The sequence below is a fragment of the Nocardioides bizhenqiangii genome, from assembly GCF_034661235.1.
In the GTDB taxonomy this organism is placed as follows: Bacteria; Actinomycetota; Actinomycetes; order Propionibacteriales; family Nocardioidaceae; genus Nocardioides; species Nocardioides bizhenqiangii.
Genome location: NZ_CP141059.1, coordinates 3,530,662 through 3,553,065, shown reverse-complemented (window position 1 = coordinate 3,553,065; position 22,404 = coordinate 3,530,662). Strand labels below are relative to the sequence as shown.

21 protein-coding genes are annotated in these 22,404 nt (G+C 70.8%); 10 read left to right on the top strand and 11 right to left on the bottom strand.

What is annotated here, in order from left to right; translation table 11 throughout:
• The first annotated feature begins 58 nt into the window (after window positions 1-58).
• The 4 genes from SHK19_RS17235 (at window position 59) to SHK19_RS17220 (ending at window position 3,921) form a co-directional block, all read left to right on the top strand.
• The gene (locus SHK19_RS17235; protein WP_322456342.1) at window positions 59-1,153 is read left to right on the top strand and encodes a substrate-binding domain-containing protein; all 1,095 of its coding nucleotides are present in this window, start codon (window positions 59-61) and stop codon (window positions 1,151-1,153) included.
• Complete coding sequence (locus SHK19_RS17230; protein WP_322936974.1) at window positions 1,150-1,971, top strand: ATP-binding cassette domain-containing protein; 822 nt, start codon at window positions 1,150-1,152, stop codon at window positions 1,969-1,971. The genes SHK19_RS17235 and SHK19_RS17230 overlap by 4 nt, the downstream gene beginning before the upstream one ends.
• Window positions 1,968-3,236 (top strand): sugar ABC transporter permease, encoded by a 1,269-nt coding sequence (locus SHK19_RS17225; RefSeq protein ID WP_322456344.1) that lies wholly within the window; start codon window positions 1,968-1,970, stop codon window positions 3,234-3,236. Before SHK19_RS17230 ends, SHK19_RS17225 begins: the two co-directional genes overlap by 4 nt.
• A 109-nt stretch (window positions 3,237-3,345) precedes the next feature.
• The gene (locus SHK19_RS17220; protein ID WP_322456345.1) at window positions 3,346-3,921 is read left to right on the top strand and encodes a GNAT family N-acetyltransferase; all 576 of its coding nucleotides are present in this window, start codon (window positions 3,346-3,348) and stop codon (window positions 3,919-3,921) included.
• On the opposite strand, the gene SHK19_RS17215 is transcribed toward SHK19_RS17220, so the two are convergent.
• The 4 genes from SHK19_RS17215 to SHK19_RS17200 form a co-directional block, all read right to left on the bottom strand.
• On the bottom strand, window positions 3,918-6,479 hold the full coding sequence (locus SHK19_RS17215; RefSeq protein ID WP_322936973.1) for a bifunctional FO biosynthesis protein CofGH: 2,562 nt from the start codon (window positions 6,477-6,479) through the stop codon (window positions 3,918-3,920). The two genes, SHK19_RS17220 and SHK19_RS17215, sit on opposite strands and share 4 nt — an antisense overlap.
• Before the next feature lie 72 nt (window positions 6,480-6,551).
• The gene (locus SHK19_RS17210) at window positions 6,552-8,699 is read right to left on the bottom strand and encodes an MMPL family transporter (RefSeq protein ID WP_322456347.1); all 2,148 of its coding nucleotides are present in this window, start codon (window positions 8,697-8,699) and stop codon (window positions 6,552-6,554) included.
• A 215-nt stretch (window positions 8,700-8,914) separates the two neighbouring features.
• Window positions 8,915-11,062: an MMPL family transporter gene (locus tag SHK19_RS17205; RefSeq protein WP_322936972.1), complete on the bottom strand. Its 2,148-nt coding sequence runs from the start codon at window positions 11,060-11,062 to the stop codon at window positions 8,915-8,917.
• A gap of 160 nt (window positions 11,063-11,222) precedes the next feature.
• Window positions 11,223-12,266, bottom strand: a complete 1,044-nt coding sequence (locus SHK19_RS17200; protein ID WP_322936971.1) for an LLM class F420-dependent oxidoreductase — start codon at window positions 12,264-12,266, stop codon at window positions 11,223-11,225.
• 93 nt (window positions 12,267-12,359) lie between these two features.
• On the opposite strand from SHK19_RS17200, the gene npdG reads away from it, so the two are divergent.
• Window positions 12,360-13,058: an NADPH-dependent F420 reductase gene (gene npdG / locus SHK19_RS17195; protein WP_322936970.1), complete on the top strand. Its 699-nt coding sequence runs from the start codon at window positions 12,360-12,362 to the stop codon at window positions 13,056-13,058.
• 38 nt (window positions 13,059-13,096) lie between these two features.
• Here npdG and SHK19_RS17190 read toward each other — a convergent pair whose 3' ends face one another.
• The 7 genes from SHK19_RS17190 to SHK19_RS17160 all read right to left on the bottom strand — a co-directional run bounded on the left by SHK19_RS17190 (window position 13,097) and on the right by SHK19_RS17160 (window position 17,730).
• Window positions 13,097-13,750, bottom strand: a complete 654-nt coding sequence (locus tag SHK19_RS17190) for a hypothetical protein (RefSeq protein WP_322936969.1) — start codon at window positions 13,748-13,750, stop codon at window positions 13,097-13,099.
• Entirely contained in the window at window positions 13,747-14,292 is a 546-nt protein-coding gene (locus tag SHK19_RS17185) for a SigE family RNA polymerase sigma factor (RefSeq protein WP_322936968.1), read from the bottom strand. Before SHK19_RS17185 ends, SHK19_RS17190 begins: the two co-directional genes overlap by 4 nt.
• 82 nt (window positions 14,293-14,374) lie before the next feature.
• The gene (locus SHK19_RS17180) at window positions 14,375-14,767 is read right to left on the bottom strand and encodes a hypothetical protein (protein ID WP_322936967.1); all 393 of its coding nucleotides are present in this window, start codon (window positions 14,765-14,767) and stop codon (window positions 14,375-14,377) included.
• Between the two features lie 41 nt (window positions 14,768-14,808).
• A complete protein-coding gene (locus SHK19_RS17175) occupies window positions 14,809-15,714 on the bottom strand; it encodes a lipoprotein (RefSeq protein ID WP_322936966.1) in 906 nt (301 codons plus the stop codon).
• Complete coding sequence (locus SHK19_RS17170) at window positions 15,714-16,247, bottom strand: YbaK/EbsC family protein (protein ID WP_405030510.1); 534 nt, start codon at window positions 16,245-16,247, stop codon at window positions 15,714-15,716. Before SHK19_RS17170 ends, SHK19_RS17175 begins: the two co-directional genes overlap by 1 nt.
• Window positions 16,247-16,519, bottom strand: coding sequence for a hypothetical protein (locus tag SHK19_RS17165; protein ID WP_322456356.1), 273 nt, complete (start codon window positions 16,517-16,519; stop codon window positions 16,247-16,249). The genes SHK19_RS17170 and SHK19_RS17165 overlap by 1 nt, the downstream gene beginning before the upstream one ends.
• The gene (locus tag SHK19_RS17160) at window positions 16,519-17,730 is read right to left on the bottom strand and encodes a PspC domain-containing protein (protein WP_322936965.1); all 1,212 of its coding nucleotides are present in this window, start codon (window positions 17,728-17,730) and stop codon (window positions 16,519-16,521) included. Before SHK19_RS17160 ends, SHK19_RS17165 begins: the two co-directional genes overlap by 1 nt.
• Before the next feature lie 144 nt (window positions 17,731-17,874).
• Here SHK19_RS17160 and SHK19_RS17155 point away from each other — a divergent pair, with 144 nt between their 5' ends.
• The 5 genes from SHK19_RS17155 to SHK19_RS17135 all read left to right on the top strand — a co-directional run bounded on the left by SHK19_RS17155 (window position 17,875) and on the right by SHK19_RS17135 (window position 22,377).
• Window positions 17,875-19,161 carry an ATP-binding protein gene (locus tag SHK19_RS17155; protein ID WP_322456358.1) on the top strand — a complete coding sequence of 429 codons (1,287 nt, stop codon included), beginning with the start codon at window positions 17,875-17,877 and terminating at the stop codon, window positions 19,159-19,161.
• A gap of 1 nt (window position 19,162) precedes the next feature.
• A complete protein-coding gene (locus SHK19_RS17150) occupies window positions 19,163-19,819 on the top strand; it encodes a response regulator transcription factor (RefSeq protein ID WP_322456359.1) in 657 nt (218 codons plus the stop codon).
• Window positions 19,820-19,821: 2 nt separating this feature from the next.
• Entirely contained in the window at window positions 19,822-20,718 is an 897-nt protein-coding gene (locus SHK19_RS17145) for a M15 family metallopeptidase (protein WP_322936964.1), read from the top strand.
• Between the two features lie 30 nt (window positions 20,719-20,748).
• Complete coding sequence (locus SHK19_RS17140) at window positions 20,749-21,105, top strand: hypothetical protein (RefSeq protein ID WP_322936963.1); 357 nt, start codon at window positions 20,749-20,751, stop codon at window positions 21,103-21,105.
• Window positions 21,106-21,183: 78 nt separating this feature from the next.
• Complete coding sequence (locus SHK19_RS17135) at window positions 21,184-22,377, top strand: hypothetical protein (protein ID WP_322936962.1); 1,194 nt, start codon at window positions 21,184-21,186, stop codon at window positions 22,375-22,377.
• Window positions 22,378-22,404 lie beyond the last annotated feature (27 nt).

Here is a 22,404-nt window from a genome sequence, read left to right as displayed (position 1 = left end):
CGTGACGGTCGACACTCGACCCTAGTTCGCGTTCCGCAAACCTGCGTCGAGGAGTCTCATGTCCACACCCACGTTCCACCGTGCCACAGCGATCGGCGCTGCCGTGATGCTCGGCGCCTTTGCCCTGTCCGCCTGCGGTGCCAACGAAGCCGACGAGGGCGGCGACGGCGACGGCGCCACCATCGCCCTGCTGCTCCCCGAGACGGCGACCACCCGCTACGAGGAGCACGACCGGCCGCTGTTCGAGGCCAAGGTCGAGGACCTCTGCCCCGACTGCGAGGTGCTCTACCAGAACGCCGACCAGGACGAGTCCAAGCAGGCGGAGCAGCTCACGAGCGTGCTCGGCCAGGGCGCCGACGTGGTCGTGCTCGACCCGGTCAACTTCGAGACCGCCGCCGGCATGGTCGACGAGGCTCGCGACCAGGACGTGCCGGTGATCGCCTATGACCGGTTCATCGAGAACGCCGACTACTACATGTCCTTCGACAACGAGACCGTCGGCCAGCTCCAGGCCGAGGCGCTGGTCGAGGCGATGGGAGGCCAGGGCGACATCCTCATGCTCAACGGCGCGCCCAGCGACCCCAACGCCGCGCAGTTCAAGGCCGGCGCGCACAGCGTCCTGGACGGCAGCGGGGTGACCATCCTCGAGGAGTACGACAACCCCGACTGGAGCCCCGAGAACGCCCAGCAGTGGACCACCGACCAGCTCAACAAGTACGAGCCGTCGGAGATCCAGGGCGTCTACGCCGCCAACGACGGCCAGGCCGGCGGTGTCATCGCCGCGCTCACGGGCGCCGGCGTCGACCCCGGCGCGCTCCCGCCGGTCACCGGCCAGGACGCGGAGATCGCCGCCATCCAGCGGATCCTCGCCGGAGAGCAGGCGATGACGATCTACAAGTCGATCAAGATCGAGGCCGAGACCGCGGCCGAGGTCGCGGTCGCACTCGCCGACGGCGAGGACGCCCCGACCACCACCGACACCGGGGTGGAGCAGAGCGACTTCGAGGGCGTTCCGTCGTACATCTTCGACCCGGTGGTCGTGACCGCCGACAACGTCAACGACACGGTCATCGCGGACGGGTTCTACGAGTCGGCGGACATCTGCACCGACGACTACGCGGACGCCTGCGAGGCGGCCGGCATCTCCGAATGACAGCGACCCAGTACGAGATCGCGGCCAGGGACAGCGCCGAGCTGGTGCTGTCCCTGGGCGGGATCAACAAACGCTTCGGCGCCGTGCAGGCGCTCACCGACGTATCGCTCGACGTGCACGCCGGTGAGGTCGTCGCGCTGGTCGGTGACAACGGCGCCGGGAAGTCGACGCTCGTCAAGACGATCGCCGGCGTCTACCAGCCCGACTCCGGCAGCATCCAGCTCGGGGGCCAACAGGTAGCCATCACGACGCCGTCCGCGGCGCAGCACCTCGGCATCGCCACGGTCTTCCAGGACCTCGCGCTGTGCGACAACCTCGACGTCGTCGCCAACCTGTTCCTGGGCAAGGAGCACCACCGCGGGACGCTCATGAACGAGGTCACGATGGAGAAGGAGGCGTGGCGGCTGCTGCGCACCCTGTCGGCGAAGATCCCGTCGGTCCGGATCCCGGTGGCGTCGCTCTCCGGGGGCCAGCGGCAGACCGTCGCCATCGCCCGGTCGCTGGTCGGGGCGCCGCGGGTCGTCATGCTCGACGAGCCGACCGCCGCCCTCGGCGTCGCGCAGACGGCAGAGGTCCTCAACCTCGTCGAGCGGCTCCGGGAGAACGGTCTGGCCGTGATCCTGGTCAGCCACAACATGGCCGACGTGCAGGCGGTCTCGGACCGGATCGTGGTGCTGCGGCTCGGCCGCAACGCCGCGGAGTTCCACACCGAGGACGTCACTGCCGATCAGCTGGTCGCCGCCATCACCGGCGCGTCCGACAACGTCGTCGCGCAGCGCGCTGCTCGGCGTTCACCCACGGGGGAGGAAACCGAGTGACCGACGTACGCGAGAGCGATCCGACCGCAGCCGCGGAAGCGAACGTCGCCGTCGACGCGGCCGACGAGCGTCTGATCCGGGTGGTCTCGCCCGCCGACTACGTCCACCAGCTGTGGTCGCGGATCCGGGGAGGCGAGCTCGGCATGATGCCGGTCGTCCTCGGCCTGATCATCATCTGCACGGTCTTCTACGCCTACGAGCCGTCCTTCCTGTCCTCCCGCAGCCTGGTCTCGACCATGCTCTACGCGGCGCCGGTCGGCATCATCGCGCTGGGCATCGTGATCGTGCTCCTGCTCGGCGAGATCGACCTCAGCGTGGGATCCGTGTCGGGGTTCGCCGCCGCCACCATGGCCGTGCTGTTCGTCGACCAGGGTCGTTCGATCTGGCTGGCGATGGGTGCGGCGATCCTGCTGGGCGCCGTGATCGGCGCGTTCTACGCCGCCCTCTTCGTCTGGGTCGGCGTGCCGAGCTTCGTGTTCTCGCTCGCCGGCCTGCTGGCGTTCGAGGGTGCTCTGCTCTGGGTCCTCTCCGACGGCAGCATCAACGTGCCGCGCGACTCCGGCCTCGCCGAGTTCACCCGTGGGAAGTTCCTCTCCGACGGTCAGGCCTACACCTTGGTCGCCCTGCTGACCCTCGGCTACCTCGGGTCGCGGCTGTGGGCGATCCGGCAGCGCCGGGCGGCGGGCCTGACCCCACCGAACCTCCTCGGCGTGCTGCTGAAGACGGTCGCACTCGGGGGCGGCCTCGGCTGGCTGACCTACTACCTCGGCATCGCGCGCGGCTGGGGCTACCTGTTCGTGCTGTTCGCGGGCCTCGTGGTGCTCATGGACTTCCTGCTCCGCCGCACGCGGTGGGGCCGGCACCTGTTCGCGGTGGGCGGCAACGAGGAGGCCGCTCGGCGCTCGGGCATCAAGGTCGGTCTGGTCTACTGCTCGGCGTTCGTGCTCTGCTCGACGTTCGCCGCTCTGGGCGGCATCCTCGCCGCTGCGCAGCTGACCTCGGTCTCGCAGACCAGCGGCACCGGCGACACCAACCTGACCGCCATCGCGGCCGCGGTGATCGGTGGCACCAGCCTCTTCGGAGGTCGTGGGTCCGCTTACGCCGCATTGCTCGGCATCCTGGTGCTGCAGGCGATCGAGTCCGGGCTCAACCTGATGAACGTCGACTCGGACATTCGCTTCATCGTGACCGGAGGGGTGCTCCTGCTCGCTGTGGCCATCGACTCCGTCGCGCGTCGGGCTCGCTCCAGCAGCGGCAGAGGCTAGGGCCGCTCGCGACGCCGCCGGATAAGGAGACGTGCCCTAGGGGGAGAAGCCGGTGCCGGTCACGGAAACCCCGTGGCCGGCACTGGCTGATCCCTGGCAGGTTGGATCCGTGCTGATCCGAGCCGCAACCACCGACGACTCCGCTGCCGTCGACGACGTCATCACCGCCGCCTTCGACGAGGAAGGCACCAAGGTCGCGGCAGTCTGGCGCGACGTCGTCGGGGACGGCCTGGACCGGGCCAGCCTGGTGGCTGTCGACGGTGCTGCTCTGGTCGGGCACGTCGGTCTCAGCCACGGCTGGCTCGACGCCCGCCGGCGCCTGGTCGACGTGCTGGTCCTGAGCCCGCTCAGCGTGTCGCCGGACCGTCAGGGCAGCGGCATCGGTACGACGCTGCTCGCCGCGGCCCTCGACGAGGCGCGCTCGCTCGGCGCACCTGCGGTCTTCCTCGAGGGCGACCCGCGCTACTACGGCCCGCGCGGCTTCGCCCGGGCCAGCGGGCACGGCTTCGAGGCGCCGACGCGCCGTACCCCCGAGCCGGCGTTCCAGGTCGCGCTCCTCGACGCGCACGAGCCGTGGATGACCGGCCGGCTGATCTACCGCGACGTCTGGTGGGCGCACGACTGCGCCGGGCTGCGCGATCCGCTGCTCGGGGAGCTCGAGCAGGCTCTGGGACAACGGGGCTAACGCGGCAGCGGGACGCCGTACGTCGTCGTCCGTTCGCGGACCGGCCGGCCGATGCCGGCGCCGATCTCCGTGAGCTCGGCGACCGTCTTGGCGGAGCCGTGCTCCGAGCCGGCCATCCGCGAGATGGTCTCCTCCATCAGGGTGCCCCCGAGGTCGTTGGCGCCGGCCCGGAGCATCGCGCGGGTGCCCTCGACGCCGAGCTTGACCCAGCTGGTCTGGATGTTGGAGATCCGGCCGTGCAGGAGGATCCGGGCCATGGCGTGCGCCGCGAGGTTGTCGCGCAGCGTCGGTCCGGGCCGGGCGACACCGGCGAGGTAGATCGGCGAGGACGTGTGGACGAACGGCAGCGGGACGAACTCGGTGAACCCGCCTGTGCCGTTCTCGTGAGCCAGGTCTTGCACGCGGGAGAGGACGCGGAGGTGGGCGACCCAGTGGCGGGGGTTGTCGACGTGGCCGTACATCATCGTCGACGTCGTGGGGATGCCGAGCCGGTGCGCGGTGCTGACGATCTCGATCCAGGTGCGGGTCGGGAGCTTGCCCTTGGTGAGCACCCACCGCACCTCGTCGTCGAGGATCTCGGCGGCCGTGCCGGGCAGCGAGCCGAGGCCGGCCTCGCGGGCCTTGATCAGGAAGTCCTCGACGGACAGTCCGGTGCGGGCGGTGCCGTTGACGACCTCCATCGGGGAGAAGGCGTGGACGTGCATCTCGGGCACGCGCTGCTTGACCGCATGGACCAGGTCGAAGTACGCCGTCGCGGGCAGCTCCGGGTCGATGCCGCCCTGCATGCACACTTCGGTCGCACCGAGGTCCCACGCCTCCTGGGCCCGGTCGGCCACCTCGTCGTACGACAGTGAGTAGGCGTCTGCGTCTGTGCGGCGCTGGGCGAACGCGCAGAACCGGCACCCGACGTAGCAGACGTTGGTGAAGTTGATGTTGCGGTTGACGACGTAGGTGACCTCGTCGCCGACCGTCTCCCGCCGCAGGTCGTCGGCCAGCCTGACCACTTCGCGGAGCAGCTCACCCTCCGCGGTCATCAGGGTCAGCGCGTGCTCGTCGGACAGGTTGCCGGGGTCCTTCTCGGCCGCGCGCAGCGCCGCGCTGCCCACGCCGGTCGCCGTCCGCCGAGCCTGTCGAGGCGCCTCGACAGGCTCGGCGGACGTGGCGACGGCTGCGGCTCTGACCTCGTCCCAGTCGCCGTAGACGGTGGAGAAGTCGCCGCGGCGGTCGTCCGTGCGGCCCTCGGTGTCGACCGCTTCGAAGAGGTCGGTCCTACCGGCGGACTCCAGGCCGCCGTCGGGCTCCTGCCACGGGAGACCGGTGGGCTTCACACCGGGGATGGCGAGACCATCCGGCCCGGCGAGGGCGGCGACGTGGCCGGCGACCCGGGGGTCGAGCCAGGGCTCACCGCGCCGGAGCGAGCCGACGACGTACTCCGGATGCACGGTGAGCCGAGCCTTGAGCTCGAACCCGCACTCGCTGGTGAGCTCGCGGAGCCGGTCGAGGGAGGGCCACGGGCGCTCGGGGTTGACGTGGTCGGGGGTCAGCGGCGAGACGCCGCCCCAGTCGTCGATGCCCGCCGCCAGCAGGAGTCGGCACTCGGTGAGGTCGACCAGGTTGGGCGGGGCCTGCACCCTCGCCTTGGGGCCGAGGACCAGGCGGGTGACGGCGATCGCGGCGCGGTAGTCGTCGAGGCCGAGGTCGTCGACGTGGCGCATCGCGGTGTCGGGCTTGGCACGGAAGTTCTGGACGATCACCTCTTGGATCGCGCCGAAGGCGCGCGCCGTACGCCGCAGCGCGAAGATCGTCTCCGCCCGTTCGGCCAACGTCTCGCCGATGCCGACGAGCAGGCCGGTCGTGAACGGCACCGACAGCCGGCCGGCGTCGTCGAGCACCCGCAGCCGGACGTCGGGGTCCTTGTCGGGGGATCCGTGGTGCGCCTCGCCCTTCGTCTCGAACAAACGTCGGGACGTGGTCTCGAGCATCATCCCCATCGAGGGCGAGACCGGCTTGAGCCGGTTGAGCTCCTCCCACGACATGACGCCGGGGTTGAGGTGCGGCAGCAGGCCGGTCTCCTCGAGCACCCGGACGGCCATCGCGCGGATGTAGGCGAGCGTCGAGTCGTAGCCCTGCTCGTCGAGCCACTCGCGAGCCTCGGGCCACCTGTCCTCCGGCCGGTCGCCGAGGGTGAACAGCGCTTCCAGGCAGCCGAGCGCTGCGCCCTCGCGGGCGATGTCGAGGATCTCGTCGGGAGAGAGGTACGGGGCGCGGCCCGCGCGCGCGGCCTGCTTCGGCGTCTCCACGAAGGTGCAGTAGTGGCACTTGTCGCGACACAGCCGGGTGACCGGGATGAAGACCTTCGGGGAGTAGGTCAGGACGCCGGGCCGGCCAGCCGCGACCAGCCCGGCGTCGCGCACCTTGGCGGCCGCGGCGGTGAGCCGCTCGAGGTCCGCTCCGGTGGCGGCCAGGAGGGCGGTCGCCTCGTCCAGATCGAGCGCCGCGCCGCGCTCGGCGCGCGCAAGTGCACGGCGGATCTGCTGGGGGGTGGGGACGTCCGACATCGTGATGAGAGCCTAACGGACCACCGTCAGAACTAGAACATGTTCTAGCCTGACGGTGGTCCGTTGTTGGGCTCAGTCCAGCGCCGGTTCCTTCTGGCGCTCCGGCTCTGCCCCGGGCTCGGGCAGCGGCAGGTCCTCGGTGTCGAGCTTGCTCGGCCACCAGATCTTGCCGCCGAGGTCGAGGTTGAGCGCCGTCACCAGGACCGAGCGGACGATCATCGTGTCGAGGAGCACTCCGAGCGCGATGGTCGTCCCGAGCTGCAGCGTGAAGGTCAGCGGCATCGTCGCGAGCATCGCGAACGTCGCCGCCAGCACGAGGCCGGCCGAGGTGATCACGCCGCCAGTCGACGACAGGGCGATCAGGGAGCCCCTGCGCGTGCCGTGGTTGATCGTCTCCTCGCGGACCCGGGTCATCAGGAAGATGTTGTAGTCGATGCCCAGGGCGACGAGGAACACGAACGCCCAGAGTGGGAAGCCCGGATCGGTGTTCTCGTGACCGTAGATGAAGTCGAACACGAGTCCGGAGAGACCCAGCGCGGCGGCGAACGACAGGATCACCGTGCCGATGAGCAGCAGTGGGGACGCCACCGCTCGGAGCAGCACGAACAAGATGAGCAGCACGGCCACCAGGACGATCGGGATGATCACCTTGTTGTCACGGTCGGACGCTTCCATGATGTCGACCGTCACGGCGCTGAGGCCGGTCGTCAGGGCGTCCGCACCGGCGACGCCGTGCACCGCGTCCCGCACATCCTCGACCGCGTCGAACGCGTCCTCGGAGTAGGGGTCGCTGAGAACGTTGGCGGCGATGAGGGTCGTGCCGTCCTTGCTCCCGACGATGACCGGTTCGGCGATGCCGTCGATGCCCCTCATGGCGGCGGCGACGTCCTCGGCTCGGTCGGTGTTGGCGACGACCTGGATCGGAGTGCTGGCGTCCTCCATCCCGTGGTCGACCAGGATCGCCTGGCCGGTGACGGAGTCTTGGTCGGTCGTGTACTGCTCGTCGATCGGGATGCCACCGGTGTCGAGCCGGAGGAAGCCCAGGCTCATCACGGCGAGCGCGATGGCCGTGCCGATCCACACCATCCGCGGCCGGCCACTGATCGAGTTGCCGACCTTGGCCCAGAACCCGGACGCCGTCGGCTCCGCGGAGCCGAAGTGCGGGACGAACGGCCAGAACATCCAGCGGCCGAAGATCACCAGCAGCGCCGGCAGCAGCGTGACCATGACCAGCACGGTCACCACGATGGCAACGGCGTTGGCCGGACCCAGGCCGGCGGTCGAGTTGAGGTCGGCGAACATCAGGCATAGCAGGCCGACGGCGACCGTGGCCGCGCTGGCCAGGATCGCGGGCGCCGCGCGATGCAGGGCGAACGCCATCGCCTCGTGCCGGTCTTCATGGCGCCGTAGCTCCTCGCGGTAACGGGCGATCAGCAGCAACGCGTAGTCGGTGCCGGCGCCGATCACCAGCACGGTCATGATGAATTGGGTCTGCCCGTTGACGGTCAGGTCGGTGTTCTTGGCGAGGAGGTAGAGCAGGCCCATCGACGCGCCGAGCGACACCACCGCACTGATGATCGGCAGCAGCCAGAGCAGCGGGCTGCGGTAGCTGACGAGCAGGATCAGGATGACCGCGAGCAGCGTGACCAAGAGCAGCTTGCTGTCGAAGGACGTGAAGATCGTGGCCGCATCGGCGTTCTGGCCGCCGGCGCCGGCGAGATAGACCTCGCCGCCGTCGTCGAGCCCGGTGATGTCGTCGACGTCTTCCTTGAGGTTGGGCAGCTCCTCCCAGAGCTTGTCGCCGTAGTTGACCGTGAACTCGATCTTGGCGACCTCGCCGTCCTCGGACACGAACGGTGCGGGTACGTCGGCGGTCGCGGCGCGTTCGGGGGTGAGGACCTTGGTGATCGCGTCGGAGTCGATCGCCTCGATCTCGGCAGCCTGCTCCTCGATCGCGGACAGGTCGGCCTCGGTCAGGCCGCCGTCGCGGTAGTAGACGACGGTGGTGCCGACGTCGTACTCGTCCTGGAACGCGTCCAGCTTGTCGAACGCCTTTGTCGATTCGGCGCTCTCGGGTAGCCAGGACTGGGTCTCGTTGTTCTGGACGTCTATGAGCTTTCCGGCGAGGGAGCCGAGGCCGCCCGCGATCACGAGGACCGCGACGAGAACTATCCACTTGGTGATGGGGCCGGTGAGCTTGCCGGCGATCTGACGGTGCATGGGGGACAGCCTTCCAGGGGGCACGGACATCGTCATCAGGGTTTCGCCGGGTCTGACCCCGAGAACGTCAGGGATTCATCGGGGTACGACCACGACGGCCCGGCGGGGCGCCATCCAGGCACCCCGCCGGACCGATCCAGCGCGGCAGCGCGGCGGGAGGCGCGCTGCCCGGCAGCTTGCTGCCTCCACGACGCGCCGGAGACGCGCTCGCGCAGTTAATCGAGTGCGGGGACCTTCTCCCGCTCCGGCTCTGTCCCGGGCTCGGGCAGCGGCCGGTCTTCCGCGTCGAGCTTGCTCGGCCACCAGATCTTGCCGCCGAGGTCGAGGTTGAGCGCCGTCACCAGGACCGAGCGGACGATCATCGTGTCGAGCAGCACCCCGAGCGCGACCGCCACCCCGAGCTCGGCGAGGAACACCAGCGGGATCGATCCGAGGACCAGGAACGTGGCCGCGAGCACGAGGCCGGCCGACGTGATCACGCCTCCGGTCGAGGACAGCGCGATCAGTGAACCCTGCCGGGTGCCGCTCTCGACCGTCTCCTCGCGGACCCGGGTCATCAGGAAGATGTTGTAGTCGATGCCGAGTGCCACCAGGAACACGAACGCGAACAACGGGAACCCTGGATCGGACCCTGCGAAGCCGAAGACGTACTCGAACAGCAGCGCGGAGATGCCGAGCGCCGCGCCGAACGACAGCACCACGGTTGCGATCAGCAGCACCGGCGCGAGCACGGCCCGCAGCAGCACCATCAGGATGAGGAAGACCGCGATCAGGACGATCGGGATGATCACCTTGTTGTCGCGCTCGGCCGCGATCTTGGTGTCGAGGTAGAACGCTGAGCCGCCGCCGACGAGCGCGTCCGCGCCGTCGATGTCGTGTGCCGCGTCCCGGGTCGCCTCGACGATGTCGAACGCGGCCGTCGACGAGATGTCCGCGTCGATCGTCGCCTCGAAGTACGAACGACCGTCGCCGACCGGCGCCGGCTGCCCGGGATCGCCGAGTCCGTCGACACCGCCCACGGCTTCGCGCACCGCGTCGATCTGCTCGTCGTTGGCCACCACCTGCACGGTGTTGGAGTTGTCGGCGAGGTCGTGCTCCTCGAGCAGCTTCTGACCCTTGATCGAGTCGAACTCCTTGGTGTAGGTGTCCTCGGTCGACAGCCCGGCCGTGTCGAGCTTGAACAGGCCGAGGCAGGCGACCAGCAGCAGGCCGGCGGTGACCGTCCAGACCAGCCGGGGGCGCGGGCGGATCGCGTTGCCGACCTTCGCCCACAGTCCGGAGCGGGTGGGCTCGTCGGTGCCGAAGGTCGGACGCTTCGGCCAGAACACCCAGCGGCCGACGATCACCAGCAACGCCGGGAGCAGGGTGATCATGGTCAGCAGCGTGACGGCGATACCGACCGCGAGGACGGGACCCATGCCGGCCGTCGAGTTGAGGTCGGCGAAGGCAAGGCAGAGCATGCCGACGACGACCGTCGCCGCGCTGGCGACGATCGCGGGTGCCGCCCGGTGCAGCGCGAACGCCATCGCCTCGTGCCGGTCCTCGTGCCTGCGCAGCTCTTCGCGGTAGCGGGCCACGAGGAGCAGGGCGTAGTCGGTGCCGGCGGCGATCACCAGGATGCCGAGGATGGCCTGGCTCTGTCCGTTGACAGTCAGGTCGGCGTACTTCGCGAGGAGATAGACCACGCCGCCAGAGATCATGTAGGCGACAGCGGCGCTGATGATGGGCAGCAGCCAGAGGATGGGACTGCGGTAGGTGAACAGCAGGATCACGATGATGACGAGGAACGTGATCATGATCAGGTTGCTGTCGATGCCTTCGAACGCCTCGGAAGCGTCGGCGGCCTGGCCGCCGTAGCCGGCCAGGTGCACGGTCACGCCGTCGATCGACGCAATGTCGCGGACCTCGTCAGCAGCGTCGGGGACGGCGTTCCAGCCCTCGTCCCCGAAGTTCCAGGTGAAGTAGAGGTAGCCGACCTCGCCGTCCTCGGAGAGCAGGGGCTGCGGTGAGCCCGCCTGCTCCGCGGCGGTGGGCGAGAGCACGCCCCGGTCGGTGACGCCCTCGGTCTCGGCGATCTCGGCGGCCTGCTCGTCCATCGCGGCGAGGTCGTCCTCGTTGAGGCCGCCGTCGCGGTGGTAGACGACGAGAGTGGGGATGTCGTTGGGGTCGACGGTCCCGGAGAGCTCGTCGAGCACTTTCGTCGACTCGGCGTCGGCGGGGAGCCAGGAGGACGCCTCGTTGTCCTGGACGTCGATCAGCTTGGCGTTGAGGGTGCTCATGCCCACCGCGGCCACGAGCGCAACGACAAGCACGATCCACTTGGTGACGGGGCCGGTGAGCTTGCCGGCTATCTGACGGTGCATGGGGAGAGCCTTCCAGGAGCCACGGACATCGGCATCAGGGTTTCGCCGGATCCGACCCCGAGAAGGTCAGGGATTCATCGGAGGTACGGCGAAATCGCCCCGGCGGGACACCATCAGGACACCCCGCCGGCCTGCTTTGTGACAACTCGCGCCCAGGGATCTATTCCGCGATGAGCTCTTTCATCCTGCGCACCAGGGCAGGGGCGTCCTCGGTCGCCGGGGTGATCTGGAGGTTCGTGACGCCCGACTCCCGGTAGGCCGCGATCCGCTCCTTGACGTAGGACTCGGGGCCGACGAGGTTCATCGCCTCGAGGAACTCCATCGGGACCAGCGCCTCCGCCTCCTGCTTCTTGCCGTCGAGGTAGAGGTCCTGGATCTCCTTGGCCTCCTTCTCGAAGCCGTAGTCGCAGAACAGGTCGTTGTAGAAGTTCTTGCCGCGCGCACCCATGCCGCCGACGTAGAGGGCGATCAGCGGCCGGGCGAAGTCGAGCAGCGCCTTCGTCTCGGGCCCCTCGCCGATCGCGCACATGCCGCCCGCGACCACCTCGAGCGGCGCCAGGTCGTCGGGTCGCTTCGCGGTGCCGTCGGCCACCGCCTCGCCCCAGACGGCCTTGGCGCGCTCGGGGTAGTAGAGGAACGGCAGCCAGCCGTCGGCGTACTCGGCGGCGCCACGGACCGACTTCTGCCCGAGCGCGGCGATGTAGATCGGTACGCTGTCGCGCTCCGGGTAGGTGAGCAGCTTGAGCGGCTTGCCGAGGCCGGTGACGGCACCGTCCTCCTTGCTCAGCGGCAGCTTGAAGATGCCGTCGTTGGTGAGCTTCTCGCGGCGCAGGCCGCGCCGGATCAGGTCGACGATCTCGCGGGTGCGACCCAGCGGGCTGGCGTAGGGGACGCCGTGGAACCCCTCGATCACCTGCGGCCCGGAGGCGCCGAGGCCGAGGATCGCGCGCCCGCCGCTGACGTTGTCGAGGCCGGCAGCCGTCTGCAGCAGCGCGCCCGGTGTCCGCGAGTAGATGTTCAGGATCGCGGACCCGATCTCGATGGTCTCGGTCCTCGCAGCCAGGTAGCCCATCAGCGTCGGGGAGTCGAAGCCGTAGGCTTCAGCGACCCAGATGGTGTCGAGACCGGCCTGCTCGAGAGCGGTCACCTGGTCGGCGGCCTCACGCGGGTTGCCGGCGTACATCAACGAGCTGGAGAGCTTCATCGGGTTCCTTCGGGTGCGGGTGGCGGTCGGTGGCAACTGTGACAGCATTACTGTCACGGTGTCGAGTTTCTGTGACGAGGTCGAGGAGTACAGGTGACGTCAGAAGAGAAGTACCGCGTGGCAGTGATCGGCGGCACGGGACCGCAGGGCAAGGGGCTCGGCTACCGCTTCGCCCGGGGCGGCCACGACGTCGTGCTCGGGTCGCGCGCCGCGGAGAAGGCCGAGGGCATCGCGGCCGAGGTCCGCGACCACCTCGGCGGTACGACGGGCGCCGGCCCGGTCGGCTCCGTCAGTGGCGCGAGCAACGCGGACGCCGTGGCGCAGTGCGACGTCGTACTCCTGGCGGTGCCGTACGACGGGCACGACGAGCTGGTCGCTTCGCTTCCGCTGGCCGGCAAGACCGTGATCTCCTGCGTCAACCCGCTCGCGTTCGACAAGCGCGGCGCGCACGGCCGGGTCATCAACGGCGGCGAGGGGTCGGCGGCCGAGTCCGCCCAGGAGCTGGCCCCCGAGGCCACCGTGGTCGGCGCGTTCCACAACGTCTCCGCCGTCGGCCTCTGGGAGGAGCCGGGCTTCCTCGACGAGGACGTGATCGTGGTCGGCGACGTGGTCGGGGCCAAGCAGGTCGCGATGGCGCTCGCCGCGTCGGTGACCGGCCGGGTCGGGATCGACGGCGGCAAGCTGCGGCTGGCGCGTCAGCTCGAGCCGTTCACCGCCGTCCTCATCTCGATCAACCGGAAGTACAAGGTGCACTCCGGACTGCGGATCACCGGACTGGGCGAGCCGCACTGACGAGACGGTCGCGCGTTACGCGAGTCCCGCCCGGCGGATCAGCTCGAGCCGCTGGCCGCGAGCAGGTCGAGGTACGCCCGCTGCGCGGCCTCGGGGTCCGCGCGGTAGCCGCTGCCGACGACGAGCGTCCGGCAGCCGTACAGCTGGCCGGTCACCACGAACGTGGACCCGTCGTCGTAGCCGAACGCGATCCGGAAGCCGGGGCCGAGGTCCATCGTGCACATCTGGGGCTCGGGAGCCTCTTCGAGTGCGTTGATCGTCTGCACGAGATCGGCGACGTCGGCTTGGTCGACGAGCGGCTCGTCAGGGGCGCGGAAGGTGGTGCCGGGTCCCTGGCAGAGCCTCGCCGACGTCGCGCCCTCGGGCACGGCATCCGGGGCGTCCGGGTCGGGTTGGTCGACGGCCGACCCTTCCGCGACTCCGTCGCGGACCTTGATCGGCGGGCACTCGACGACGGCAGCCGGGTCGTCGGCCACGTCGTCGTCACGCTGGGGGTCGTCGCCTCCGGACGCCAGCATCGCGGTGAGCACGGCAGCGGCGGCCACCGCGCCGGCGGTACCCACGACCGCCAGCGCCGTCGTACGGCGTCGCCGGCGCGCGAGCCGCTCGGCGGCCCGGGCGCGATCGGGGTTGGTGGGCGGCGGGGGTACGGCGTCCGCGAGCCCCTCGCGCAGCCACTGCTCGTCAGTCATGGTTGCCCTCCATCGGTGCCGTCCTCTTGCTGCAGGTGGGGAGAGGAGCGCAGGGACGTGAGCGCGCGTGAGCACTGGCTCTTGACGGTGCCCGTGCTGATGCCGAGCACGTCGGCGGTCTGCTGCTCGGTGAGGTCCTCGAAGTAGCGCAGCACCACGACCGCCTTCTGCCCACGCGGCAGCGTGGCGAGCGCCGCCACCAGGTCGTTGCGGGCGTCCGTGTCGACCGTGGGGGTGGACGTCTCCGGAAGGTCGGCGGTGGGGCGTTCTCCGCGCCACTTGCGGCGCCACCAGGAGACGTACGTCGTGAACAGCACCCGCCGCACGTAGGCCTCGAAGCTGTCCGGGCCCACCCGGGACCAGGCGCGCCAGCTCTTGGCGAGCGCGGTCTGCACGAGGTCCTCGGCGAGCTGGCGGTCGCTGGTCAGCAACCACGCGGACCGCCACAGCGCGTCGCCGCGGGCGGCCACGAACGCCTCGAACGAGGCGCCGTCCGTCTCGGTCGGCGCTGCTGCCTGTTCGCTCACCATGCTCCCGTCCATGCCGCTCCTCTCACCACCAGAAGCGGCGAGGGTGCCCAGAAGGTTGTCATGCTCCGGGCGGCCGCGCCTGGCCCGCGGTCGTTCAGGGCCGGTTGACACGCGAGTTGAGATCCTCGAGCCATCCCCGAAGAGTCGGCAGCAGCTCGTCGCCGAAGGCGGTGTCGATGCCGAGGTAGCGGACGGAGACCAGGAGCAGCGCGACGCCGGCCAGGGCCAGGCCGAAGGGCGCCAACGCTCGGCCGGCGACGTTCGCGCTGCTCGTCGCCACGACTCCGCGGAACGCGAGAACGGTGCCGAGCAGACCGGACCCCAGCGCGACGGAGTGCATCACCGAGAAGGGCGCCGCGGTGATCGCGACGAGCCCGAGCAGGAACCCGGTCTCCGCGGCGGCCGACGTGTGGACGTCGAGGTCGGGAGAGCTCTCGAACAGCGCATCGAGCCCCTCGGGCTCAGGTGACGCTGCATGACTCGTCACATCTCCATTGTAGGTCGCCGTGACGCAGGTAAAAGCCCAGGTCAGCGGCCAGTTTCAAGCCGATCTCGGAGGATCTCCCGCGCCGGCCCGCGGGGTGTCCAGTCGAGCTCCCCTGAGAGGGTCAGCCCGATGCAGCCGTAGTCCATCGTCACCGGGTCGCCCCAGGCGTTGGCGCCGACGATCCAGTAGCGTGGCCGAGCGGCCGAGCAGAACATGCCGCTGGTCTCGACCGTGTCCGTGGCCATGCTGGCGGTCAGGGTCTCCAGGTCGTCGGGCGGGATCGGCACCATGCGGGCCCGCCCCGGGTGCTGCGGATCACCGACGCAGAGCGCGGCGACCGCCAGCTCCCTCGGGTCTGCGAGCGGCCACGTCCACAGCTCGCGAGGCTGGGCACAGTCGAGCGCTGCGGGGTCCATCGGCTCTGGCGGGGTGGCCGTCGCCCGTTGTGCACCGAGACTCGCGACGAACGTCCGCAGCGGCGGACCCGCCTTGGCGCGCCGCGCGCTGCCGACGAGGAGCTCGGCGCACGCAGTGAACCTCCCGGCGACGACGAACCGCGTGCCTTCCGGATAGCCGAAGGCCAGCTGGTACTCGGGGATCCGCAGCTCGACGCAACCCCTCCTCTCCAAGGGCTGCTCGTTGACCGCGGTGACCACCGACTCCACATCACTCGTCAGCGCGTCCACCGGTGGCGTCACCTTGTCGGCGCCGCCGTCGCACAGCCGGACCGACGTCGCGCCCTCCGGCACCTGGTCCGGCAGCGCCGGGTCGATCTCCTGGGTGCCGCGCGGGCACCTCACGACCGGGCCGGTCTCAGCGGGCTCGCTCGACGTCGTGGTCGTGCTCGGCGTCGTGGGCGAGCCCGCCCCTGCCTCCGGCTCGTTGCCCGACTCGCTGCACCCTGCCAGGAGGAGCACGGCGACAGCCGTCGCGAGCAGGCGGCGCATCAGCCGGCCAGTCCCTCGACCACCTCGGCGCCCGGCAGCTCGCCGAGCAGTCGCCCCGGGAGCAGCAGCTTCGAGCGGCGGACGCCCGAGCCGATCACGGCCACGTCGACGTCGAGGACCCGGGTGTCGAGCAGCAGCCGCCAGCTGTCCGGAAGTCCGACGGGCGTGATGCCGCCGTACTCCATCTGGGACTCGGCGACCGCCCGCTCCATCGGCAGGAACGACGGCTTGCGCACGTCGATCAGCCGCTTGACGGTGTGGTTGACGTCGGCGCGGGTGTCGGCGCGGACCAGGCAGGCGGCGATCCGCTCCTCACCCTCCCGCTTGCCGGCCACCAGCACGCAATTGACGCCGGCGCTCAGCGGCAGGTCGTACGCCGCGCTCATGGCCGCCGTGTCGGCGAGGTCCGGATCGATCTCGACGACCGCCACCCCGGCCGCTGCGGCCCAGTCGGCCAGCGCGGTGGCGACCCGTGGGGCGAGCAGCTCGGGATGGTCGGTGGCGGGGAGGGAGTTCAGGCCGGGGAGCGAGATCAGATCCACCCGGACATCTTGCCGGGTCGCCGGCCGACGTTGCGGAGCACGGTGGCGACCAGGCCGACCACGCCGGCCACCAGCCAGGGGAGCGGCAGCAGCCAGCCGGTGTCGGCAAGGTCGACCGCATCCATGTCGACCAGCGCCCACACCACGAACAGCCCGACGAACGCGGTGCCCATCACCAGGTGACCGACGTTGACCGGGTGCCACCCGGTGGCCGGCTCGGCAGTTGTGGAGCGCTCCTCCACGGGGATCTCCTGCTCGGTCATCACGCCACCTCCTTCGTCTCGACCTCGATCTGCCCGAGCAGCACGTCCAGGTCGAGGGTGACCTGGGGCTCGTCGTCGGTGCCTCCATCGAGGTCGCCCTCGGCGGAGCCGTCGGTACGGTCGCCGAAGATCACGCTCTCGCCTGCGCCCCGGATATCGCTCTCGACGACGACGTCGAGGCCGTCAGCGGGCACCACGACCACGATGTGTCCGATCCGTGCGTCCGCCTCGATCGTGCGTCCGTCGAGCGCCTCGAGGTCTTCGACCTCGGTGAGGTCGAGGGTGACCTCGCCGATGGTCAGCTCGTAGCGGTCGTCCACGGCCGCGGCGGACGTTGGCTTCGCGTCGATCTGGCCGGCGAACTGGCCGGACACGTCGCCGACGACGGTCGCGACCAGCGTTGCCAGCGCGGCGATCAACCCGACGAAGGTGATGCCTCCGGCGCGGCCGTAGAACGCGCCGACGAGCAGCATCACGCCGCACGTGCCGAGGACGGCGGCCGGATACGCCGAGACCGGTGCGTCCCAGCCGGCCAGGTCGGCGGTGGCGACGCCGATAAGGGCGACCAGAGCCAGAGCCATCGCGAAACCGAACAACAGCGGCCCGCGGCGCCGCGGCTCGACGGGTTGCGGCTTGGGACCCGGCTGGTAGCCGGTGTACGACGGGCCGTAGCCCGTCTGCGCGCCCGGCACCGCGCCGGGCGTGCCCGGGGGGATCCAGCCGTGGCTGGGAAGCGGGCCGGGGTGGGGCTTCGGCCGGGTCGCGGCCGCGATCGCCGCGACGACCAGGCCGATGATCGCCAGCGGCCAGGGGAACTCCCACCCGCCGAACGAGTCGCCGAGCAGCGAGAGCGCGGCGATGGCCCCGACGACGGCGAGGAGGACGGTGCGGGTGCGGTGGTCGGTCTTGATCACACCCTCGTCGCTGCCCTCCTCGGGGATCAGCAGCCAGCCGGCGGCGTACGCCAGGATGCCGCCGCCGCCGAAGAACGCCAGCAGCACGAAGCCGACCCGCACCAGCAGCGGGTCGATGTCGAAGTGGCGGGCGACGCCGCCGGCGACGCCGGCGATCTTGCGGTCGGTGAGGCTGCGGCGGATGCGTCCGAGGTCCTTGGCCTCCTCGCGGGTCACGCGGGGGCCGGAGGGCTCGGTCGGCCCGGGCTGCGGCGGCTCGGTCGAGCCGGTCGGCGCCTCGGGAGGTGTGCTCGTCATGTCATCCAGACTGGGCTGTGAGGCGCTCGCGCACCATCGGGGAGTGCCCTGATCTTGTCGTACCGCAGGCTCGGAGTTCTCGGGGTGAGGTCAGGGTTGTTCCCGCTGCTCCAGACGACTCCGCTGTGTGACCATTGATGCATCATGACGGGATCGGTGGGCGCGTTGGACGCCGCGGGGACTGAGTCCCGGCGGGACGTCCGGCGCGCCTACCGCGACCTGCGCGAGCCGGTGCTCGGCGGTGTCGCGGCGGGGCTCGCCCAGCACCTCGGCCTCAGCCCGCTGATCGTGCGGGTCGGCTTCGTGGTGGCCGCGGTCCTCGGCGGCGTCGGCATCGCGGGGTACGCGATCCTCTGGGCGATGCTGCCCGCCGGCCCGCCGACCGGAGCGCTCGCGCCGGGCCTCGCGAGCGCAACGCGCGGCGGCCGCCGTCCCGGTCCCGCCCGCCGCCTGTTCGACGTCGGCCCGGTGATCGTGCTCGGTGCCCTGGCGATCGGCGCGGTCTTCGTGCTCCAGGGCGTGCTCGGTGCCGGTGGCTGGATCTGGCCGCTGGCCATCGCGATCGTCGGCGTGGCCCTGCTCTGGCGACAGGCCGACGAGGCGCAGCGCGAGCGCTGGGTGGATGCGCGGGGCCGGATCGACCCGGTGCGGATCGTGCTCGGCGACGGAGGCTGGGCGTCGTACGCCCGGCTCGCTGCCGGTGTCGGGCTCATCATCGTCGCGATCCTGCTGTTCAGCCTGCGCGGTGGCTCGCTGTCGCTCGCCCGCGACGTGACCCTGGCGGTGCTGCTGGTGCTCGTCGGCCTCGCGATCGTGGTCGGGCCCTGGATCTACCGCCTCGCCGCCGAGCTCAGCGACGAGCGGGAGGAGCGGGTCCGCACCCAGGAGCGGGCGGACGTCGCGGCCCACCTGCACGACTCGGTCCTCCAGACCCTCGCCCTGATCCAGAAGAACCCACCGGACGCCGCGCGGCTCGCCCGCGCTCAGGAGCGCGACCTACGGGCCTGGCTGTTTTCGACGGAGTCCATCGACGAGCGCACCGTCGCGAGCGGGCTGCGGGCGATGGCTGGTGAGGTCGAGGACGCCTGGAACCTCACGGTCGACGTCGTCGCCGTGGGTGACTGCGACCTCGACGAGTCGATGCGGCCGATCGTGGCGGCGGCGCGCGAGGCGACGACCAACGCGGCCAAGCACGCGGGCGTGCCGCGGGTCGACATCTACGCCGAGATCACTCCGGCAGCGGTCGACGTCTTCGTGCGAGACCGCGGCGCCGGGTTCGACCCGGACGCGACCCCGGAGGACCGGCTCGGCGTACGACGCAGCATCATCGATCGCATGCACCGCCACGGCGGCACCGCGGAGATCCGGTCGGCGCCGGGCGAGGGCACCGAGGTGCGGCTGCACCTCGGACGCGAACACGAGGGGGAATGACATGACGGTCAAGGTCGTGGTGGTCGACGACCACGCCATGTTCCGGCGCGGCGTGACCGCCGAGCTCGAGGCCACCGGCGCCGGCGTCGTCGAGATCGTCGGCGAGGGCGAGGACGTCGACACGGCGGTCGCCACCATCCTGGCGACCCGTCCCGACGTGGTGCTCCTCGACGTGCACCTGCCCGGGGGCGGCGGGGTCGAGGTGATCCGCAAGCTCGCCACCCAGCCGGTCGACACCGCGCCGCGCTTCCTCGCCCTGTCCGTCAGCGACGCGGCCGAGGACGTCATCGGCACCATCCGCGGCGGTGCGCGCGGCTACGTCACCAAGACCATCACCGGCCCCGAGCTGGTCAGCGCGATCCAGCGGGTCGCCGACGGCGACGCGGTGTTCTCACCGCGACTCGCCGGCTTCGTCCTCGACGCGTTCGCCGGCTCGATCGAGGTCGCCGACATCGACGAGGACCTCGACCGGCTCACCGAGCGCGAGCGCGAGGTGATGCGGCTGATCGCCCGCGGCTACTCCTACAAGGAGGTCGCCAAGGAGCTCTTCATCTCGATCAAGACCGTCGAGACCCACATGTCGGCGGTGCTGCGGAAGCTGCAGCTGTCGTCGCGCCACGAGCTGACCAAGTGGGCCTCGGACCGGAGGCTGCTCTGAGCGTGGCCGCCCGGAGGGTGGGGGCGGGCGCCGTCGCGCTGGCCCTCGCCCTGACGATGACCGCGTGCGGTGCCGGCGACGATCCCGACGACCGCGGACTCCCGCCGCCCTCTGTCGACGCGCAGCTGGAGCACCGACCGGACAAGCAACCGCAGAGCGACCCCACCCGCCGGCCGGTCGGCCCAGCGGCGTCGTACTCCGACTGGGACCTCGGCGCCCACCCCCTCCCGCTCCGGCCCGACGGTCTCGGCGAGATGGGTCCGACCCCGCCGGAGCTCATCGAGCGGCGCCTCCCGACGCGGGACCTGCTGGCACCGCCGGAGGACGGCCGGTTCCACTCGACGATCGGGCCCGTGACAACCGCGATCCGGCAGCGGATGGGGAGGACCTGGTCACCCGCTTGCCCGGCCGGGCTCGACGACCTTCGCTACCTGACCCTGTCGTTCCGGGGGTTCGACGGGCTCGCCCACACCGGAGAGCTGGTCGTCGCGGCCGGCGAGGCCGAGGACGTCGTCTCGGTGTTCGCGGCGCTCTTCGACGCCGATTTCCCGATCGAGGAGATGCGGCTGCCGTCGACCGCCGACCTCGACGCGCACCCGACCGGCGACGGCAACAACACCGCCGCCCTGGTCTGCCGGGCCACGACCGGGGGCAGCGGCTGGTCGGCGCACGCCTACGGGCTGGCCATCGACGTCAACCCGTTCCACAACCCCTACCAGAAGGGCGATGTGGTCCTGCCCGAGCTGGCGTCGGCGTACCTCGACCGCTCCTGGCACCGCCCCGGCATGATCCAGCCGGGCTCGCTGGCGGTGCGGGAGTTCGCGCGGATCGGCTGGTCGTGGGGCGGGTCGTGGTCGTCGTTGAAGGACTACCAGCACTTCACCGCGACCGGCCGCTAGGTCCCGCCCGGCACCTTCTAGAGTGCACGCATGGAGACGCTCCGCCTGGTCCTGCTGGTGATCCACATCGTCGGCTTCGCTGCGTTGATCGGCGGCCTGCTCGCGCAGGCGGGGGAGCAGGAGAAGAAGGTCAACGGCGCCATGCGCGACGGCGTCGGTACGGCGTTCCTCGCCGGCCTCGCGCTGGTCGGCGTGCTCGAGGCCGACGACGGCGACGTCAACCACGCCAAGATCGCCGTGAAGTTCGGCATCGGTCTGGTGCTGCTCGTGCTGATCATGGCCAACACCCGCAAGGAGTCGATCCCCAAGGGACTCTGGGCCGGGCTCCTCGTGCTGGCCATCGCCAACGTCTGCGTCGCCGTGCTCTGGTCGCCGGCGCACACCTGATCGGAAACCGGCCGACACACCGGCATCGCTGGACAATCCAGCCTCCGCAGATGAGCATGCGTCCCGGGAGGGAGACCCATGCTGATCTCGACGTCGTTCGTCCGCACCGCACTCATCTCGTTGCTCGCGCCGCTCACCCTGGCGGCCGGGCTCGCCGTCACCCCTGACTCGCAGGCCGCCCGGCCGGAGGCACCTCCGGGCAAGCCGCTCACGGTGATGACGCGCAACATCTACCTGGGTGCCGACATCAACCGGCCGGTGCGCGCCGCGCTCGCGGCGCAACAGGCCGGGCTGCCGCCCGCACAGATCGTGGGGGCGCTCGCGAACGCCACCCACCAGACCCGGGCGATCGTCGACCGGACCAACTTCCCGGTGCGCGCGCGACTGCTCGCCCGCGAGCTCGCCCGGACCCAGCCGGCGCTGGTCGGCCTCCAGGAGGTCGCGTGGTGGCGGCACGGCCCGCTGCAGCTCGACCAGGTCGGGGTCCCGAACGCGACGGTAACCGACCACGACTTCCTCCAGGTGCTCCTGGACGCGCTGGAGGAGCAGGGTCAGGAGTACCTCCCGGTGGTCGTCGGCGAGCGTGCCGACGTCGAGTCGCCGAGCTTCACCGGCGCCGGCTCGCCGGACGCCCGCGACATCCGGCTGACGATGCGCGACGTCATCCTCGTGCGCGCCGACTCCGGGCTCCGGGTGACGGCGACCCACGACGCGATCTTCACGCACAACCTGGCAGTCAGCGTCGCCGGAGTGACGATGAACTTCGACCGGGGCTACCAGTGGGCCGACGTGCGTGTCGGCAACCGGTCGGTCCGGTTCGTCAACACCCACCTCGAGGCGTTCAGCTCCGACCTCGCCTACGCGCAGGCCGCCGAGCTGCTGAGCGCGTCGACGGCGCCGGACCGGACGACGGTGCTGGCGTGCGACTGCAACTCCGACCCGCTCAACCACACGGTGAAGGCGAACATCGGCGACACGCTCCCGCACAGCGCGCCGTACGAGCTGATCACCGAGACGTACGTCGACCAGTGGCTGCGCTGGGCGCCCGCGGAGGAAGGCTGGACGTCGGGCCTCTCCGAGACCGTCGAAGACCCGGACGGCGACGGCTTCGACCACCGGATCGACATGATCTTCGTCCGTACGGCGGACGGGCACGAGGTCGGCGTCGACCGCGGCTGGGTCACCGGGACGTCGGTCGGCGACCGCGACCCGGCCACCGGGCTGTGGCCGTCCGACCACGGCGGTGTGGTGCTCCGGTTGCGAGGCTGGTGATCCCTCCCGGCGTCGGGTCTGCTTCGT

Coding starts and splice junctions, on each gene's coding strand:
- SHK19_RS17135 (WP_322936962.1), top strand. CDS start 21,184: ATGCTGATCTCGACGTCGTTCGTCCGCACCGCACTCATCTCGTTGCTC.
- SHK19_RS17165 (WP_322456356.1), bottom strand. CDS start 16,519: ATGACCGAGCAGGAGATCCCCGTGGAGGAGCGCTCCACAACTGCCGAG.
- SHK19_RS17140 (WP_322936963.1), top strand. CDS start 20,749: ATGGAGACGCTCCGCCTGGTCCTGCTGGTGATCCACATCGTCGGCTTC.
- SHK19_RS17215 (WP_322936973.1), bottom strand. CDS start 6,479: ATGTCGGACGTCCCCACCCCCCAGCAGATCCGCCGTGCACTTGCGCGC.
- SHK19_RS17175 (WP_322936966.1), bottom strand. CDS start 15,714: ATGCGCCGCCTGCTCGCGACGGCTGTCGCCGTGCTCCTCCTGGCAGGG.
- SHK19_RS17160 (WP_322936965.1), bottom strand. CDS start 17,730: ATGACGAGCACACCTCCCGAGGCGCCGACCGGCTCGACCGAGCCGCCG.
- SHK19_RS17205 (WP_322936972.1), bottom strand. CDS start 11,062: ATGCACCGTCAGATAGCCGGCAAGCTCACCGGCCCCGTCACCAAGTGG.
- SHK19_RS17190 (WP_322936969.1), bottom strand. CDS start 13,750: ATGACTGACGAGCAGTGGCTGCGCGAGGGGCTCGCGGACGCCGTACCC.
- SHK19_RS17200 (WP_322936971.1), bottom strand. CDS start 12,266: ATGAAGCTCTCCAGCTCGTTGATGTACGCCGGCAACCCGCGTGAGGCC.
- SHK19_RS17230 (WP_322936974.1), top strand. CDS start 1,150: ATGACAGCGACCCAGTACGAGATCGCGGCCAGGGACAGCGCCGAGCTG.
- SHK19_RS17235 (WP_322456342.1), top strand. CDS start 59: ATGTCCACACCCACGTTCCACCGTGCCACAGCGATCGGCGCTGCCGTG.
- SHK19_RS17150 (WP_322456359.1), top strand. CDS start 19,163: ATGACGGTCAAGGTCGTGGTGGTCGACGACCACGCCATGTTCCGGCGC.
- SHK19_RS17155 (WP_322456358.1), top strand. CDS start 17,875: ATGACGGGATCGGTGGGCGCGTTGGACGCCGCGGGGACTGAGTCCCGG.
- SHK19_RS17185 (WP_322936968.1), bottom strand. CDS start 14,292: ATGGACGGGAGCATGGTGAGCGAACAGGCAGCAGCGCCGACCGAGACG.
- SHK19_RS17210 (WP_322456347.1), bottom strand. CDS start 8,699: ATGCACCGTCAGATCGCCGGCAAGCTCACCGGCCCCATCACCAAGTGG.